We start from the raw sequence: 16371 nt of genomic DNA, 5'->3' as shown, positions 1-16371 counted from the left end.
GCATGACCGAGCCCGCCATCGTCCTGGGCGCGAACCAATACGGCAAGGCCGAGGTGCGTGTCGTCAAGGTGACGCGCGACACCGCCCGGCACGAGATCGACGACCTCAACGTCACGTCGCAATTGCGGGGCGACTTCGCGGCCGCGCACCTCGCCGGCGACAATGCGCACGTCGTCGCAACCGACACGCAGAAGAACACGATCTTCGCGTTCGCCCGCGACGGCATCGGGTCGCCCGAAGCGTTCCTGCTGCGCCTCGCCGACCACTTCACGAGCTCGTTCGACTGGGTGAGCGGCGGGCGGTGGGAGGCCGAGCGGTTCGCCTGGGATCGCATCGTCGCCGACGGTTCGCCGCACGATCACGCCTTCGTGCGCTCGGGGCAGGTCGTGCGCACGGCCGTCGTCGTCGCCGACGGTGCCGACCGGCACGTGCTCGGCGGACTGCACAGCCTCACCGTGCTGAAGACGACCGAGTCGGGGTTCGAAGGGTTCCCGCGCGACCGGTACACCACGCTGCAGGAGACCTCCGACCGCATCCTCGCCACCGATGTCGCGGCGCGGTGGCGGTACGACGGCGTCGCGGCTGATGCGGGCTTCGACTACGACGCGGCCTACGAGAGCGTGCGGTTGCTGCTGCTCGAGGCGTTCGCCGAGCGGTACTCGGCCGCACTGCAGACGACTCTGTTCGACATGGGCAGCCGCGTGCTCGAGCGGCGTCCCGAGATCGCCGAGATCCGCCTGTCGATGCCGAACAAGCACCACTTCGTGGTCGACCTCGCGCCGTTCGGGCTCGACAACCCGAACGAGGTGTTCTTCGCCGCCGACCGCCCATACGGGCTCATCGAGGCCGCGGTGACCCGCGCCGGCGCCGCGAGCCCCGCCGCCGCGTGGGAGGGCATCGCCGGCTTCTGCTGACGCCGTTCTCCCTCGGCCCCCTTCCCGTTCTCCCCGACTTCTGCAGGAAGTTCCGCGGCTCGGCGGCGTGTCGGGGCAGCGACACGCCGCCAGAGCCCCGAAAGCCCTGCACTGCGCGAATGGGGATGCGCCGGCTCGCCGGCGACTGGTCCTCCCCACCCTCAGTGGTCGCGTGATTCTGCCATGACGGACGCCGTTCGTGGCCCCGGGGCCGGCGGCACTCGCACGATGCTGCCATGCCCGACGTCATTTCCGTACTCGCTCAACTCGGCCGAATCGCGCGCGTGGTCTCCCTTCGCAGTCGCGGATGCACGGATGCCTCGCTCGCGGCAGCGCTCGCCGCCGGTCTGGTCACCCGGCCACGGCGCGGCTGGCTCGCGGCGCCCGAAGTCGATCGCGACCAACTGCGTGCGGTCGCCGTCGGTGGCCGAATCGGCTGCGTGTCGGCCCTTCGCCGATTCGGAGTGTGGTCTGGCACCGACGACTGTCTGCACCTGCACGTGCCCCGAACCGCGTCCAGGCTCACCCAGGCGCCAGCGCGGAAAGACGTCGAAAACGCGGGCGTGTGGCATCCGTCGGTCGCAGGACGAAAGCGCCGAGCACGCGAGGTTCGCCTTGCCTCACCCGACCTCTCCGCCCGGATTCACTGGGCTCGAGAACTCGCGCCGCTTCGTGCTCTCGACTGGATAGTCTCGCCCCACACCGCACTCGCGGCGGCCGTGCGTTGCCTCGACGCGGAACACGCGAGCGCTGCGATCGACTCGGTGCTCCACGAACGGGTGCTCTCACGCCGAGAGGTCGACGCGATCCTGGCGTCGCTGCCCGATCGAAGTTCGGTGCTCATCGATGGATTCACCGGACGTCCCGAGTCGGGAGTCGAGAGCCTGTTCATTCGGCGGATGTCGCGGGCCGGGTTCCATATCGAGGCGCAGGTCGATCTGGCGGGGTTCGGCCGGTATGACGGCCTCATCGACGGCTGCGTGCTGTTCGAGATCGACGGGCGCGGCTTCCACTCCAGCGCCTCGGAGTTCTTCACCGACCGTGACCGATCGCTCATCGGTCACGCGTTCGGTGTTCCTGTGCTGCGTCCGAGTGCGCTCCACGTGCTCGAGCATTGGCCGATGACCTTCGCTGCGGTAGCCCGCACCGTCGCCGACGCGAAGATCGTGCGGCGTCATCGCGGCCTGCCTCCGGTGATGCCCGTTCCGTGAAGTGCAGGAAGAAGCGTCGTGACCAGGGCGTGTCGGGCCACGACACGCCGACGAAAGCGGCAGAACTTCCTGCACTGCGAACGACAGAGCGGCGAGGTGCGCCGCAGCGGCCGGGCGCAGCCGGCAGAGCGCGCCCGACCCTCGACCGCGGGGCGCTGCCACGCTAGCGTCGAGGCATGCGCATCCTCCTCGTCGGCGCCGGAGGCGTCGGAGACGCCATTGCCAAGATCGCGGCCCGCCGCGACTTCTACGAGCTGCTGGTGGTGAGCGACTACGACGAGTCCCGCGCCGAGCGCACGGTCGACTGGATCAGGGCGAGGCACGGCGATGAGGTCGCAGCCCGGTTCGCCACGGCGCAGATCGATGCGTCCGATCCCGAGGTCGTGGCATCCGTCGCTCGCGAACACCAGGCGACCCACGTGATGAACGCGGTCGAGCCGAAGTTCGTGCCGGCGATCTTCGCAGGCGCGCTCGCGGCCGGCGCCGACTACCTCGACATGGCGATGAGCCTCAGCGAGCCGCATCCGACCGACCCCTACGAGAAGACGGGCGTGAAGCTGGGCGACGACCAGTTCGCGCAGACCACCGATTGGGATGTCGCGGGGCGGCTCGCCCTCGTCGGCATGGGCGTCGAGCCGGGGCTGAGCGATGTGTTCGCCCGGTTCGCGGCCGACCACCTCTTCAGCGACATCGACGAGCTCGGGGTGCGCGACGGCGCGAACCTCGTCGTGACCGACGACGACGGAAACGAGATCTTCGCCCCGTCGTTCTCGATCTGGACGACGATCGAGGAGTGCCTGAATCCGCCCGTGATCTGGGAGGAGGACGCCGGGTGGTACACGACGGCGCCGTTCAGCGAGCCCGAGGTGTTCGAGTTCCCCGAGGGCATCGGGCCGGTCGAGTGCGTGAATGTCGAGCACGAAGAAGTGCTGCTCATGCCGCGCTGGGTCGACGCGAAGCGGGTGACGTTCAAGTACGGTCTCGGGGCCGAGTTCATCAACGTGCTGCAGGTGCTGCATCTTCTCGGGCTCGACTCGACGAGCCCGGTGCGGGTGCGCAGCGACGACGGCCCGGCGCACGTCGCCCCGCGCGATGTGGTCGCGGCGGCGCTGCCCGACCCTGCCACGATCGGCCCGCGCATGACGGGCAAGACCTGCGCCGGCCTGTGGGTCACCGGCACGGGCACCGACGGCGGGCCGCGGTCGACGTACCTGTACCACGTCACCGACAACGAGTACACGATGCGCGAGTACGAGAGCCAGTGCGTCGTGTGGCAGACCGCGCTGAACCCGGTCATCGCGCTCGAGCTGCTGGCGACCGGCGTGTGGGCGGGACGCGGCGTGCTCGGCCCCGAGGCGTTCGATGCCGCGCCGTTCCTCGAGCTCATGGCGCGTCCCGTCACCGACGGCGGCTACGGCCAGGCCTGGCGCATCGAGGATCGGGCCGCGTGACCACCGCTCCGCCGCACGGGGCTGCCACGATCATTCGCGAGGCGCATGAGGCGGCCGATGTCGCAGACGCGCGTGCCGGCGTCATCACGCGCCCGGCCCTGGCAGGTGAACTCGATGCCGTACGTGCCCGCTTCACGGTTACATGGGGCGAGGGGCGCGGCCCCGACCGCTCGATGCTGCAGGCACTCGATCACGCGGGCAACACGCTGCTCATCGCGGTGCCGACTGGATTGGTTGAGGAGCGCCCGACACAGGAGGACGCGTCTCGAAACCCCGCCGATCCGATCCGGCCCGCCCCTGCCCTCGCCGCACTGCTCGGGTTCCTCGGCTGGCGCGGGGGCCTGCACCTGCACTCGCACATGAACGCCGTCGACCCGGCCGCGCGCGGCCGCGGTATCGGACTCGCACTCAAGCTGCGCCAACGCGCGATCTGCCTCGAGCACGGCATCGCCGAGGTGCGCTGGACCTACGATCCCCTCATCCGCCGCAACGCCCGCATGAACCTCGTGCGCCTCGGCGCCGAGGTCATCGCGTTCCACCCCGACTTCTACGGCCGCCTCGACGACGCCATCACGGGCGGCGACCGCAGCGACCGCTTCGAAGTGCGCTGGCGCCTCGACTCGCCGCGCACATTGCGCGCCCTCGCCGGCGAGCCGCAGCCCGCGTGGTCGTCACGCGGCGGGCTCGAGCTCGTCCCCGACTTCGAGGGGCTGCGAGCGGATGACCCGGCTGCGGCCGCGCGCCTGCGCGAGCAGTCCCGGTCGGCCTTCGCCGCGTTGGGCGACCGCGAGTTGGGGCTGCGTGTCGAGCTCAACGCCGCAGGCGACTACGTCTTCACGACCGACGACCCCGACCGGGAGGCCCGATGAACGACACAAGCGACACGCCAGCCGCGACCCGCATCGACGCGATCGAACTGCACCGCATCGAGGTGCCGCTCGTGCGCCCGTTCGAGACGAGCTTCGGCCGAGAGACGGTGCGCGAGGTGCTCATGGTGCGGGTGCGCACCGATGCGGGCGACGGCTGGGGTGAGTGCGTGGCCGGTCGCGACCCGTTCTACTCGTCAGAGTACGTCGACGGCGCGGCATCCGTCATCGAACGCCATCTCGGGCCGGCGCTGCTCGGCCGACTGCGAGTCCACGGAACGCAGCCGGCGCCGCGCGACCTTCTGCCACGTGGCGCATCGGTGCCGCTCGCGGCCGCCGTCGCGCCCGCGCTCGCGTTCGTCGCGGGTCATCGCATGGCGAAGGGCGCACTCGAGGCGGCCGTGCTCGACGCCGAGCTGGGGGCGCAGGGGCGTTCGATGGGCGAGGCGTTCGGGGCCGAGCGCGACTGGGTCGATTGCGGCGTCTCGGTCGGAATCGCGCCGACGCTCGAAGAACTGCTCGACGAGGTCACCGGCTATCTCGAGGAGGGGTACCGGCGCATCAAGCTGAAGATCCGGCCGGGCTGGGATCGCGTGCCCGTCGGCGCCGTGCGCGAACTCATGGGGCCCGCGGGAATGCTGCAGGTCGACGCGAACACGGCGTACACCGCGGATGACATCCCACTGCTCGCGCGGCTCGACGACTTCGACCTCCTGCTCATCGAGCAGCCGTTCGCCGAAGAGGACCTCGCGACGCACGCACGCCTCGCCGCAGAGTGCGACACGCCGGTGTGCCTCGACGAATCGATCCTCGGCGTCTCGACGGCGATCGACGCGGTCGAACGCGGCGCCACGTCCATCATCAACATCAAGCCCGGCCGCATGGGCGGCTACCTCGAGGCCCTGCGAGTGCACGACGTCTGCTGCGACCTCGACGTGCCGGCCTGGTGCGGCGGAATGCTCGAGACCGGTGTCGGCCGCGCCGCGAACGTCGCCCTCGCCGCGCTGCCGGGCTTCGTGCTTCCCGGCGACACGTCGGCGTCGTCGCGGTACTACGCCGAAGACCTCACCGAGCCGTTCGTGCTCGGCACGGGCGAGCATCACGGCCAGCTGCGGGTTCCCGATGGCCCGGGCACCGGCGTCACCGTGCGCGACGAGCTGGTTCGCGAGTGGGCGTCAGTGCAGCCCGTGACGCTCACGCGCTGAACGGCGCCCCCGCCTCGCGACGCAGCTCGAGCGCACCCTCGCCGATCGCCGCGGCCGACGCCGCGAGCCGCGGATCGTCGTCGATCTCGAACCACGTCGACGACAGGGCGCACCACGCGACGAGCCAGTCGGCGAGCCGCGCAGCGTCGACCCCGGTCGCGTCGACGACCACGCCGAACTGCCGTTGGAGTCGACCGGGTGCGAGGGCCCGCTCGTGCGAGGGATTGCACAGCAGGTTGCAGTAGTCGAACGCGGCCTCACCGAGGAGGCCCTTGGGGTCGATCACGAGCCAGCCGCGCTCGCCGAAGTCGAGCACGTTGCCGTGGTGCAGGTCGCCGTGCAGCACGACCGTGTCACGCGGGTCGGCCAGGAGCCGAGCGGCCGTGTCGGCACCGCGCCGGTGGAATGCGCCGAGCGCCTCGGCGTTCGAGCGCAGGTGCCGGAACCACGTCGCAAGGCGCACCAGACCGGGCGGGTCGTCGGGCGCCAGCACGGCAGTGGATGCCGCGTGGATGACCTCGGCCGCGGCGCAGATGATGCGCGTGGCCTCGTCGTCGTGGCCGGCCTCGACCATGCGCACGAGGTCGCGGTCGCCGGTGGCGCGTTCGATGAGCACCGCCGGCCCCTCGCGCTCGAGCACGCGGGCTGCGCCGCGCCCGTCGAGCGCGACGAGCAGGTCGGCGCCGCGCGCCTCTTCGTCGGTCTGCGCGAGCTTGAGCATCGCCGGTTCACCGTGCTCGGTGCGCACCGGGATGAGCGTGCTCGAAGCCGTGGTGACGGGGTCGGCGTCGGGTCGCAGGCGCCAGCGCCGCAGCCAGGCGGCCTCTTCGGCGTGACCGGGATTCACCGGACCCAGGTCGCTCACGACCGGTTCCACTGCTTGCCGGCCCAGGGGTCGTAGTCGACCTCGAGCGCCTCCTGCTCGGGGCGCTGCGACTCGGGGACGTGCTGCAGGTTCACCCTGATGCGGTACCACAGCGACGAGCTGCCGCGCATGCCGTCGACGAGCACGTCGGCGGGCTGCAGCAGGGCGACCACGTCGGGGTGACGTGCCTTCCACCGTTCGAGCCCCTCGAGCGCCTCGGGCTTCGTCTTGGCACGCGCGATCTCGATGAGCGGCATGGTCGACTGCCGCCGGCCCGACCCGCCCGCCGCCGAGCTGCCGGCGCCGGCCGCGCGCGGCGCCTTCTCGGCGGGCCCGAGCTGCTCGGCGAGTGCCAGCAGCCCGTCGAGTCCGCCGACGGCCCCGTCGATGCCGGCGGCGGGGTCGCCGCGTTCGGCGAACCGCTCGAGCACCGTCGCCACCGTGAAGCGCTCGGGTCTGCTGTCGCGCACCTCGTTCCAGTCGAGCGGTGTCGACACCCGTGCATCGGGCAACGGACGGATCGAGTACGCCGACGCCACCGTGCGGTCTTTCGCGTTCTGGTTGAAGTCGACGAACACGCTCTCGCCGCGCTCCTCCTTCCACCAGCGCGCGGTCGCCAGGCCGGGTGCGCGCAGCTCGACCTCGCGGGCGAGCGTCTCGGCCGCGTGCCGCACCTCGCGGAAATTCCAGCGTCGTTCGATGCGCGCGTAGATATGGATGCCCCGTGAGCCCGAGGTCTTGGGCCAGCCCACGAGCCCGTGGTCGGTGAGCACCTCGCGCGCGACCATGGCGACGTCGACGATCTGGCTCCAGTCGACACCGGGCATGGGGTCGAGGTCGACGCGCAGTTCGTCGGGGTGCTCGAGGTCGTCGGCGCGCACGGGATGAGGATTGAGGTCGAGGCAGCCGAGGTTGACGACCCAGGCGAGGGCCGCGGCATCGGTCACGACGACCTCTTCGGCCGAGTTGCCCGACGCGTAGCGCAGCGTCGCGGTCTCGATCCACTCGGGCCGCTTCTCGGGCGCGCGCTTCTGGAAGAACGCCTCGTGCGAGATGCCCTTCACGAACCGCTTGAGCACCATGGGCCGGCGGTCGACCCCGCGCAAGGCGCCGTCGGCGACCGCGAGGTAGTAGTTCACAAGGTCGATCTTGGTGAGGCCGGGCTGGGGGAACACGACCTTGTCGGGGTTCGAGACGCGAACCTCGCGCCCGCCGATCTCGAGCACCGTGGCGTTGTCTCTCGCCGGGCTCACGCCGTCGCCTCCGCTCGCCGCACCCGGGGTCGAGCCATCAGGAACCGCATCGAGAGGCCCGCCGCCAGCGAGCCGAGCCCGCCCGCAAGCAGGTCGCCGAGCGTGTCGGCGTACCCGACGAGGATCGCTTCGTCGATGAACGCGCGGCCGAACCACTCGAAGAGCTCCCAGAGCACGCCCAGCGAGAGTCCGAGCGCGGTTGTCGCCACCGTCGCGGACAGCCTGGGACGCCGTAACGTCGCGGGGTCGGCGAGTACGCCGAACCGCACGAGCACCACGAAGAGCAGCGCAGCGCAGAGCCCGTTCGCCGCGAAGTGCATCGGCACATCCCACCAGCGCGTCGTGTGATAGATGCCGAGCACGCTGCTCCAGGTCGAGAACAGCACGGCGACGCCGAACGCGATGTCGAAGCCGGCCCGCAGGTGCAGCAGGCGCGGGATGAGCATCGCAGCGAGGACGCCGAGGAAGCTGAGGCCCGAGAGCGGCCCCCAACCGATTCCCGCGACCACGATGCTCACCACGGCGAGCAGGCGCAGCACGTCGGCGAACACCTCGGCGGGCCCGACTGGGGCGCGCAACGCCTCGCGCATCATGCCAGCACTCTAGACCCGCCCGCCGTCACTCCCGACGCCAGCACGCAGCACCGCCTGAACCGGTTCGTGATCGGATGCCGCCTTGCCGCCGAACCGCGTCGCATTGATGGCGGCGCGGGTCACCTCGACATTGCCGCCGACGAGGATGTGGTCGATGCGCCGCCCGCCAGGTCGACGGGCTCGATAGTTCGAGAAGGTGCCGAACAGCGGGGTGACCTGTTCTGCCGCCGCCGCCCACGCATCGCGCAGCGTGCCGGCCTCGGTGAGCACACGGTGCGCGGGCGACTGCTCGTCGGTGTTGAGGTCGCCCATGACGATGATCGCTGCGTCGGGCTCGGCGGCAAGCGCGGCCTGTGCGAGATCGACGATCATGCGAGCGGAGCGCAGCCGGGAGCGCCGCGACAGGTGGTCGAGATGGGTGTTGAAGACGAGCAGGCGGGCGCTCGTCTCGACATCGGTGTACTCCGCGGTCACCAGGATCCGCCGCGTCACATTGCCCCACGATCGCGACCCGTGCTGTTCCGGTGTCGATGAGAGCGCGCGCTGACGCCAGTCGGTGAGCTCGAGGCGCTCGGCGTCGTAGTAGATCGGGCACTTCTCGCCTCGCCCCGACGGGTCCCGACCCCGGCCGACCCAGCGATACCGCGGGCCGAGTGCGTCGGCGACGAAGTCGGCCTGGTCGGCGAGCGCCTCTTGCACGCCGACGAGGGTGGGCTGTTCGGCGACGAGGATCCGCTCGACGAGGTGCCTGCGCATCGCCCACCGGTCGGGACTGCCCGGTCGATTGCCCGAGACACGCCGACGGATGTTGTACGTCATCACGTGCACCTCGGGCGCGGTCACCCGTCCGATGAGGGCGGCATCCGTCATCTGCTCAGCGTACGCGCGTACGCGCGCACGCGCGCACGGTAGCGTGGTGCCACCTGCCGAAGAGCGAGAGGACCACGATGCGGCGCATCCTCGACGTACGGATCGTGCGCTGGGAGCTGAAGCTGCTCTACGTCGCAGCGGCCTTCGGCATCGGATACCCGGTGCGGGCGTTGCTGTTCGCAGCAGGTGCGGCGCCGTTCGTGCCCGGCCTCGTCGACGCGCTCGTGACGATCGGTGCGTTCGTGCTCGGCGCGAGACTGTTCCGCGGCAATGGCGAGGCGATCGCGCCGCCGCGGCCGTGGTGGCGCATGACCGCGTGGCCGACGCTGAGCAAGAACCTGGGCATTCTCTTCGCATTCGTCGCGGTCTCGTTCGTGCTCATTGCCGTACGGGTCGTCCAGTCAGACGTGCAGGTCTATTCGCTCGTCGACTCGGGCATCGGCGCGCTGCAGTTCGCGGTGCTCGCGTTCCTCTACCTGAACTCCGCGGTACGACTGACGCGACGCGGCATCGTGAAGCCCGAGCGACTGCGGCCGCCGCCACGACTGCGGTTCTGAACGACCGGCGATCGCTCATTCGGCGTGCGGCGCGTGGTGAACCGGCCTTTCGCGAGCGGCGAGCTGTTCGAGTCGCTCGGCCGCCAGTCGTGCGCCGCCCTCGCGTTTCATGGCATCGGCGAACGCGGATGCCGCAGGGCCGAGCGCGCGCGCCCGGGCGACTGCGTCGCGCAGCGTGCGCGGCGAGAGCTTGCGCTTGGGCAACAGGACTCCCACCCCGGCCGCCTCGGCGCGTCGGCCGACCTCGGACTGGTCGCGACCCCATGGAACGACGACGACGGGCACGCCCGCGCAGAGCGCCTTCTGGGTCGCGCCCATGCCGCCGTGGGTGACGGCGACATCGGCGATCTCCAGCAGCGGCGTGTGCGGCACGAACGCTTCGACCCTCGCGTTCGCAGGCACCTGGTGCGGGATGGAGCCGGCCGGCATCGTGGCGACCACCCCGCAGTCCTCGTGGGCGAGCGCGGCCAGCGCCGTCTCGACGAGCACGCCGTCGTCTTGGAACTCGGACGACGTCGTGACCAGAACCAACGGGCGACGTACGGTGTCGAGCCAGCCGGGGCGGTCGGCGGGGGGATCCCACGCGAGCGGGCCGGTGAGGCAGAACGAGTCCGGCCACGCCGTGCGCGGGTATTCGAAGGCCGTCGACGTCACGTACAGGGTGAGCGGCGCACGCGTGTACAGGTCGGCGGCGTCGCGCAGCGGCCGAAGCCCGAGCTCGCCGCGGACCTCGTTGAGGGGCGGCAGCATCACCCGCTCGAAGCCGCCGAGGATCAGCGGGCGCAACAACCGGTCGCGCATCCGCCCGAGCGCCCCGCGCGCCGGGTGCAAGCCCGGTCCGAACGGGGGGATCTCGTCGGCGGGCAGTGGCGTGGGGAAGTGCTGAAGCAGCGCCCAAGGACCGCCCCAGGCCTCGGCGACGGCGACGGCCCCGACCGCATTGCCGTCGATCAGCAGCACATCGGGCGCCTCCGACTCGATCGCCGCCTGCAGGTCGCCGACCTCGAACGCTGCTCGAGCGGACATGGTGCGGATGGAACGCTTGATCGCCCCGACGGCCGAGCGCGCGAGGTAGTCGTCGAACTCGATGCGCGCGATGCGCGGGTCGATGCGGTCTGCGGTGAAGCCCAGCTGCCGCAGGTGATCGACCTCTGCATCGAGCGTGCGCACGGCGACGACGTGGCCGCGCCGCTGCAACTCGTGCAGGATCGGCATGGTGGGGTACAGATGCCCGCGAGCGGGCGAGGTGTAGGCGAGGAACTTCATTTCAGTACTCCCTTCACGAGTTCGGTCAACGCCTGCCGCGTGCTGTCGCGGGAGAGCCCCGACTGGCGGCGCAACAGGTACCAGGTGAAGACATCGCACGTGGCGATCAGCTGGGCATGCAGAAGCCGGCGGGCGGCATCGGACCTCGCGTCGAGCCAGGGCGCGAAGACACGGGCCACCCAGTCCGCGTGGAATCGCTTGCCGATCGTCGTCGCGTCGGCGATCGCCGGAATTCGCTCTTCCTGACGAAGCAGGAGCATCGCCAGGTCCCCGACCTGCTCGTAGTGCTCGACGAGGTTGTCGATCGCGCCCGCGATATCGCCCGCAGTCGCCTCGCCGCGTTGGGTGGTCACCGCGGCGGTGGTGGTCTCGGTGAGTGTCTTCGCCAGGCCCTCTTTGGATCCGAACCGGCGGATGACGGTCTGCACCGTCACGCCCGCGTCGGCTGCGATCGCATCGAGGGTGACGTCGTCGTAGTAGTCGGTGGAGAACCGCGCCAGCGCGGCACCCAGAATGCGCTCGCCGGTCGCCCGAGCGGACTGCGCACGGGTCGACATCGTGTACGAGCGAGTTTTCATGTTAATCATATTGACATGAAAGTTGACGGTGCGAAAGGGGTTCATAACGCATCCCCTGTTCGATCGGTCCCCTCGGTAGGATCGTGCCCATGTCGGATGACGCGGTGAAGCAGGCACAGGAGGCGGCCGCCGTTGCGGCCGAAGCGGCGAAGCAGCTGCAGGCGCAGGCTCAAGCCGCGATCAAGGCGGCAGAAGAGGCTGCGGCGCTCGCGAAGGCGGCGGCCGAGCAGGCGGCCGGCGAGCAGGCGGCGGATGTCCCTGCCGCAGCTGCGGCAGATGCGGGTCTCGATACGCCGCAGACGGCTACTCGACGGGCGGAAGCGAAGAAGGCCGCGCCTGCGACATCCGACGGCCCGCTCGACACCGAGCACATCGATGCGATCCGTGCGGGCTACGCGTTCGAGGGACCGGCCCTCGAGATGGGCGCGCTCGTCAACGGCGAGGCGATGCCCGACGTGCCCGTGCGCATCCCGATCGCCATGACGAACCGCCACGGCCTCGTCGCGGGCGCGACCGGCACCGGCAAGACCCGCACGCTGCAGGTGCTCGCCGAGCAGCTCTCGACCGCCGGGGTCGCCGTGTTCGCCGCCGATATCAAGGGCGACCTGTCGGGCGTCGCGACGCCCGGGGAGAGCAGCGAGAAGCTGCTGAAGCGCACCGACGGCATCGGCCAGCAGTGGACGCCCGCGACGTTCCCGACCGAGTTCTTCTCGCTCGGCGGCGTCGGCAGGGGCGTGCCGATCCGGGCGACGATCTCGGGCTTCGGCCCGCTGCTGCTGAGCAAGGTGCTCGGCCTCAACGACACGCAGGAGTCGAGCCTCGGCCTCGTCTTCCACTACGCCAACACGAACAACCTCGCGCTGCTCGACCTCGAAGACCTGCGCGCCGTGCTCGCCTACCTCGTGAGCGACGAGGGCAAGGGCGAACTCGAGGGCCTCGGCGGCCTGTCGAAGGCGACCGTCGGAGTCATTCTTCGTGAGCTCATCACGTTCGCCGACCAGGGCGCCGACGTGTTCTTCGGCGAGCCAGAGATCGACACGGCCGAGTTCCTGCGCACCGCGCCCGACGGCCGCGGCATCATCAGCCTGCTCGAGGTGCCCGGCGTCGCCGACAAGCCGGCGCTGTACTCGACGTTCCTCATGTGGCTGCTCGCCGACCTCTTCACCGACCTGCCCGAAGTCGGCGACCTCGACAAGCCCAAACTCGTGTTCTTCTTCGACGAGGCGCACCTGCTGTTCAAAGACGCCTCGAAGGACTTCCTCGCACAGATCACCCAGACGGTGCGGCTCATCCGCTCGAAGGGCGTCGGTGTGTTCTTCGTCACGCAGACCCCGAAAGACGTCCCCGGCGACGTGCTCGCCCAGCTCGGTTCGCGCGTGCAGCACCAGTTGCGCGCGTTCACGCCCGACGACGCGAAGGCCCTGCGCGCGACGGTGTCGACCTACCCGAAATCGGGCTACGACCTCGAAGAGACGCTCACGGTGCTCGGCACGGGCGAGGCGATCGTCACGGTGATGAACGAGAAGGGCGCCCCATCGCCCGTCGCTTGGACCCGCCTGCGGGCCCCGCAGGCGTCGATGTCGCCGTCGCCCGACGCGTCGATCGACGCCTCGGTCGCGGCGTCGCCGTTGCTGGCGAAGTACGGCACGGGGCTCGACCGCGAGTCGGCGCACGAGATCCTGACGAAGAAGCTCGCCGATGCGGCTGCCAAGGTCGATGCCGAAGCGGCGGCGGCTGCCAAGGCCGACGCCGACGCCGAGTACGCGAAGATGCAGGCGAAGATCCAGGCCGACGCCGCCAAGGCCGACAAGAAGGCCCAGGCCGAGTACGACCGGCTCATGAAGCAGACGTCGAGCTCGTCGCGCAGCCGCGCTCGAAAGTCTCCCGAGAAGTCGGCCCTCGAGGAGGTGCTCGGTTCGCGCACCACGCAGACCATCCTCAAGCAGGTCATCACCGGCATCTTCGGCATGGCCAAGCGCAAGTGACCTCGGTCGAGTAGCCCGTCGGTCGAGTAGTCGAGCAGCCCGTCGGTCGAGTAGCGGAGCGTATCGAGACCACGGATCCAGATCTCGATACGGCGCTGGCGCGCCTACTCGACCGGCGGGCCGATGCGCGAAGATGAACCACGTGCCCGAGATCCGCCGCTACCGACCCGCCGACCGCGAGGCGGTCGCCCGCATCTGCCTGCTCACCGCAGCGGGAGGCGGCGACGCCACGGGCGTGTACTCCGACGACACGCTCATGCCCGAGGTGTTCGCCCTGCCCTACGTCGAATACGCCCCTGAGCTCGCGTTCGTCGTCGCCGATGAAGAGCGGGTGCTCGGCTACGTGCTCGGCGTGGCCGACACCGCCGACTTCATCGAGTGGTGGAAGCGCGAGTGGACCCCGGGGTTCGCGGCGAGGCATCCGTCGGTCGCATCGCCGACCGCGCACGACCCGGCGTTCACCGAAGCCGACCTCGTCGGGGCAGGCCTCGATCCCGAGCGCATGCGCATCGCCGAGCTCGCCGACTACCCGGCGCACCTGCACATCGACCTGCTGCCCGAGCTGCAGGGCATGGGGTTCGGGCGTCGTCTCATCGACGCCTTGCGGGCCGCGCTCGCCGCCCGCGGGGTCGCCGCCGTACACCTCGGCATGGACGCCGCGAACACCGGCGCGCGTGCGTTCTACGACCGGCTCGGCTTCCACGAGCTGCCGTCGAGCACGCCGAACGCGCCGCTGCTGGGCATCGCGACGAGCTGAGCGGATGTCGCGACCGCGACCTGTGCGGATGTCGGGTGTTCAGCCGAGGATGGGAAGCACCGCCTCGCAGAAGTCGTCGTTCCGACCGGTCGATCCCTTCACCTGGCCGAGGAACTCGAGGAACACATCGTCCGACGGGTCGGCGACCGTGCCGTTGTGGTCGATGAGGAGCTCGAAACGGACTTGGCCGGGGTTTCGCCCGATCGCCTTCCCGGTCTCGTCGTAGAGGGTCGCGTTGCCGGTCGAGAGGACCAGGATCGTCAGAGTGCCATCCTCGTTGTCGGTGATCTTGAGATCCTTCTCGATTCCGCGCACGTGCTCGGTGACGACCCCGTTCTCACTGGCGTAGACCACGTCGACCGTGAAGTTGACCTGGCCGAACGGTGGCGTGCCGGGTTGACGTGAGTTGAACAGGAAGTGCACCTCACGAACTCCCTCGATGTCGACCGATATGCCCACGTCGCAGAAGTTCGTGTCGGTGAACGAGAAGGCTTCGCTGAAGAGCTCGTGCTCGAGCGGGCGGGCGGCGGCCGGGGACGCGATCAGCGCCGTCGCGGCGATGCCGAAAACGATTCCGGTGGCGAGAAGTCGGCGCGCGCCGGAGTGCCGGGGAGATCCAGACATGTTTTCCTCGATCCGTAAGGTGACCATGCCCCGGACGGCGCACAGCCGCGCTCGAATCATCCCGCGGCGAGCGAGACCTCGCACGCCCCCTTCCGGGGGTAATTCATGAGGTAGTCTCACCGTTCGGATTTGCGGCTTCAGGCGCTGAGCGTGCGGCGCTCGAACCAGTAGAGCAGCTTCGGGTCGCTCGCCCGCAGCTCGGCGAGCGTCACCGGTTCGGTGCGCACGGACTCCTCGACGCCCAAGGTCTGGGCCACGAGGTCCATCGAGCGCTGGTCCCAGAACTTGCCGCGCATGCGGAACCGCCCGCGGCCGCCACGACAGACCACGAAGAGCTCCCGCGACGTCTCGAGGCTGTTCGGCCGGTAGAGCGGCAGCCGCAGCACGCCTTCGATGTCACGTACGGCGACAGTGGTGGTCGCGCCGAAGAATCCCCGCTCGACGATGCCGTAGCGGCTGACCGTCACCTGCGTGCGGCGGTACGCGATCCACGCGGCGAGGCTGACGACCGCGATCACGGCGGCGGTCCAGGCGACGATCGGCCATGCGCCGCTCGGGTCGAGCACCCACAGCTCGGCCGCAAGCAGCGGTAGCGCGAGTGCGGCGACCGGAAGCCCGAATCCCCATCCGAGGGAGCGGCGAGGCCTCAGGGTGATCACCCTGAGGCCCTCGCCCCTTACTGCCGTTGCTCGAGTGGAGGAGCCCCCTGCGTCCCCACTCCGTGTTTCCACCTCTGCAACCGACATCACATTCATCATGCGGCGCATGAGCGAGGGGCGCCATTCGGCATTAATGAGGACACGCGTGTCTGGCGCGGCCCGCACGGGCGGCTCGGGCTGCTGCTATCGAGGAGATCGGGCTGCATCACCCGCGCGGAGCGGCGCCCGGGTGCATTTCTCCTGAGTTGCCGCTCGCCGGGCGGCGGGCATGCATGCGCTCCGCGTCGGGGGAACGGTCGGTGGAGGAAGATGATGCCGGCGTCGTGGGGTCTACGAAACGCCTTCGTCTTCGTCGACACCCCGGACCCTCACGACCCGGCTCAGGACAGCATAGGTGCAACCCCCGAGAAGAGCCATTCGGCTCAACCGTGGTTCGACGAACGGTCACGCGAGCACCAATGCCGCGGCAGGAAAGGCGAATGCAACCGACCTGGAAATACCAGATCAACGCGAGATTCGTATGGCGGAGGATGGGGGATTCGAACCCCCGAGGGCTTGCACCCAACACGCTTTCCAAGCGTGCGCCATAGGCCACTAGGCGAATCCTCCCGGGGACTCCTCACGCACCCGCCAGAGCCCGGTTACCCTTGCTGCGTTTCCGCCCTGGGGGAGTTGGCCTGGATGGCGCCACGTGAGGAGCCTCGCACAGTCTACCCG

At 70.0% G+C, this 16371-nt stretch carries 16 protein-coding genes, 1 tRNA gene and 1 other RNA gene; 8 read left to right on the top strand and 10 right to left on the bottom strand.

Features of this window, described 5'->3' with window-relative positions; genetic code table 11:
* The first annotated feature begins 2 nt into the window (after positions 1-2).
* From pucL to menC, 5 genes are all read left to right on the top strand, one after another.
* The gene (gene pucL / locus ABD164_RS05465) at positions 3-914 is read left to right on the top strand and encodes a factor-independent urate hydroxylase (protein ID WP_344294242.1); all 912 of its coding nucleotides are present in this window, start codon (positions 3-5) and stop codon (positions 912-914) included.
* A gap of 236 nt (positions 915-1150) precedes the next feature.
* Complete coding sequence (locus ABD164_RS05460) at positions 1151-2125, top strand: hypothetical protein (RefSeq protein ID WP_344294240.1); 975 nt, start codon at positions 1151-1153, stop codon at positions 2123-2125.
* 176 nt (positions 2126-2301) lie between these two features.
* Positions 2302-3576: a saccharopine dehydrogenase family protein gene (locus ABD164_RS05455; RefSeq protein ID WP_344294238.1), complete on the top strand. Its 1275-nt coding sequence runs from the start codon at positions 2302-2304 to the stop codon at positions 3574-3576.
* Positions 3573-4445, top strand: a complete 873-nt coding sequence (locus ABD164_RS05450; RefSeq protein ID WP_344294236.1) for a hypothetical protein — start codon at positions 3573-3575, stop codon at positions 4443-4445. Before ABD164_RS05455 ends, ABD164_RS05450 begins: the two co-directional genes overlap by 4 nt.
* Entirely contained in the window at positions 4442-5647 is a 1206-nt protein-coding gene (gene menC, locus ABD164_RS05445; RefSeq protein WP_344294234.1) for an o-succinylbenzoate synthase, read from the top strand. Before ABD164_RS05450 ends, menC begins: the two co-directional genes overlap by 4 nt.
* Here the strand turns inward: menC and ABD164_RS05440 are convergent.
* Genes ABD164_RS05440 through ABD164_RS05425 form a run of 4 tightly spaced genes read right to left on the bottom strand, consistent with a single transcriptional unit; the run spans position 5637 to position 9228 of the window.
* Positions 5637-6512, bottom strand: a complete 876-nt coding sequence (locus ABD164_RS05440) for an aminoglycoside phosphotransferase family protein (protein ID WP_344294233.1) — start codon at positions 6510-6512, stop codon at positions 5637-5639. The genes menC and ABD164_RS05440 overlap by 11 nt on opposite strands.
* Positions 6509-7765 (bottom strand): non-homologous end-joining DNA ligase, encoded by a 1257-nt coding sequence (gene ligD / locus ABD164_RS05435; RefSeq protein ID WP_344294231.1) that lies wholly within the window; start codon positions 7763-7765, stop codon positions 6509-6511. Before ligD ends, ABD164_RS05440 begins: the two co-directional genes overlap by 4 nt.
* A complete protein-coding gene (locus tag ABD164_RS05430) occupies positions 7762-8358 on the bottom strand; it encodes a DUF2238 domain-containing protein (RefSeq protein WP_344294229.1) in 597 nt (198 codons plus the stop codon). Before ABD164_RS05430 ends, ligD begins: the two co-directional genes overlap by 4 nt.
* A gap of 9 nt (positions 8359-8367) precedes the next feature.
* Complete coding sequence (locus tag ABD164_RS05425) at positions 8368-9228, bottom strand: endonuclease/exonuclease/phosphatase family protein (RefSeq protein ID WP_344294227.1); 861 nt, start codon at positions 9226-9228, stop codon at positions 8368-8370.
* Between the two features lie 77 nt (positions 9229-9305).
* Here ABD164_RS05425 and ABD164_RS05420 point away from each other — a divergent pair, with 77 nt between their 5' ends.
* Positions 9306-9785 (top strand): hypothetical protein, encoded by a 480-nt coding sequence (locus ABD164_RS05420; RefSeq protein WP_344294225.1) that lies wholly within the window; start codon positions 9306-9308, stop codon positions 9783-9785.
* Positions 9786-9800: 15 nt separating this feature from the next.
* On the opposite strand, the gene ABD164_RS05415 is transcribed toward ABD164_RS05420, so the two are convergent.
* Positions 9801-11051, bottom strand: coding sequence for a nucleotide disphospho-sugar-binding domain-containing protein (locus tag ABD164_RS05415; protein ID WP_344294223.1), 1251 nt, complete (start codon positions 11049-11051; stop codon positions 9801-9803).
* On the bottom strand, positions 11048-11629 hold the full coding sequence (locus ABD164_RS05410) for a TetR/AcrR family transcriptional regulator (protein ID WP_344294221.1): 582 nt from the start codon (positions 11627-11629) through the stop codon (positions 11048-11050). Before ABD164_RS05410 ends, ABD164_RS05415 begins: the two co-directional genes overlap by 4 nt.
* An 89-nt stretch (positions 11630-11718) precedes the next feature.
* Between ABD164_RS05410 and ABD164_RS05405 the strand changes: the two genes are divergently transcribed.
* Complete coding sequence (locus ABD164_RS05405) at positions 11719-13614, top strand: helicase HerA-like domain-containing protein (protein ID WP_344294219.1); 1896 nt, start codon at positions 11719-11721, stop codon at positions 13612-13614.
* 142 nt (positions 13615-13756) lie between these two features.
* Positions 13757-14371 (top strand): GNAT family N-acetyltransferase, encoded by a 615-nt coding sequence (locus tag ABD164_RS05400; RefSeq protein ID WP_425545909.1) that lies wholly within the window; start codon positions 13757-13759, stop codon positions 14369-14371.
* A gap of 39 nt (positions 14372-14410) precedes the next feature.
* Here the strand turns inward: ABD164_RS05400 and ABD164_RS05395 are convergent, their stop codons facing one another.
* From ABD164_RS05395 to ffs, 4 genes are all read right to left on the bottom strand, one after another.
* Positions 14411-14995 carry a hypothetical protein gene (locus ABD164_RS05395; protein ID WP_344294215.1) on the bottom strand — a complete coding sequence of 195 codons (585 nt, stop codon included), beginning with the start codon at positions 14993-14995 and terminating at the stop codon, positions 14411-14413.
* 137 nt (positions 14996-15132) lie between these two features.
* The gene (locus tag ABD164_RS05390; protein WP_344294213.1) at positions 15133-15654 is read right to left on the bottom strand and encodes a hypothetical protein; all 522 of its coding nucleotides are present in this window, start codon (positions 15652-15654) and stop codon (positions 15133-15135) included.
* Between the two features lie 521 nt (positions 15655-16175).
* Positions 16176-16263 (bottom strand) — tRNA-Ser (locus ABD164_RS05385).
* Positions 16262-16358: signal recognition particle sRNA small type (ffs, locus tag ABD164_RS05380), an RNA gene on the bottom strand. The genes ABD164_RS05385 and ffs overlap by 2 nt, the downstream gene beginning before the upstream one ends.
* Positions 16359-16371 lie beyond the last annotated feature (13 nt).

Source organism: Agromyces neolithicus, assembly GCF_039529735.1.
In the GTDB taxonomy this organism is placed as follows: Bacteria; Actinomycetota; Actinomycetes; order Actinomycetales; family Microbacteriaceae; genus Agromyces; species Agromyces neolithicus.
This window is presented reverse-complemented; position numbering and strand designations above follow the sequence as displayed.

Coding starts and splice junctions, on each gene's coding strand:
- pucL (WP_344294242.1), top strand. CDS start 3: ATGACCGAGCCCGCCATCGTCCTGGGCGCGAACCAATACGGCAAGGCC.
- ABD164_RS05460 (WP_344294240.1), top strand. CDS start 1,151: ATGCCCGACGTCATTTCCGTACTCGCTCAACTCGGCCGAATCGCGCGC.
- ABD164_RS05455 (WP_344294238.1), top strand. CDS start 2,302: ATGCGCATCCTCCTCGTCGGCGCCGGAGGCGTCGGAGACGCCATTGCC.
- menC (WP_344294234.1), top strand. CDS start 4,442: ATGAACGACACAAGCGACACGCCAGCCGCGACCCGCATCGACGCGATC.
- ABD164_RS05430 (WP_344294229.1), bottom strand. CDS start 8,358: ATGATGCGCGAGGCGTTGCGCGCCCCAGTCGGGCCCGCCGAGGTGTTC.
- ABD164_RS05425 (WP_344294227.1), bottom strand. CDS start 9,228: ATGACGGATGCCGCCCTCATCGGACGGGTGACCGCGCCCGAGGTGCAC.
- ABD164_RS05420 (WP_344294225.1), top strand. CDS start 9,306: ATGCGGCGCATCCTCGACGTACGGATCGTGCGCTGGGAGCTGAAGCTG.
- ABD164_RS05415 (WP_344294223.1), bottom strand. CDS start 11,051: ATGAAGTTCCTCGCCTACACCTCGCCCGCTCGCGGGCATCTGTACCCC.
- ABD164_RS05410 (WP_344294221.1), bottom strand. CDS start 11,629: ATGAAAACTCGCTCGTACACGATGTCGACCCGTGCGCAGTCCGCTCGG.
- ABD164_RS05405 (WP_344294219.1), top strand. CDS start 11,719: ATGTCGGATGACGCGGTGAAGCAGGCACAGGAGGCGGCCGCCGTTGCG.
- ABD164_RS05395 (WP_344294215.1), bottom strand. CDS start 14,995: ATGTCTGGATCTCCCCGGCACTCCGGCGCGCGCCGACTTCTCGCCACC.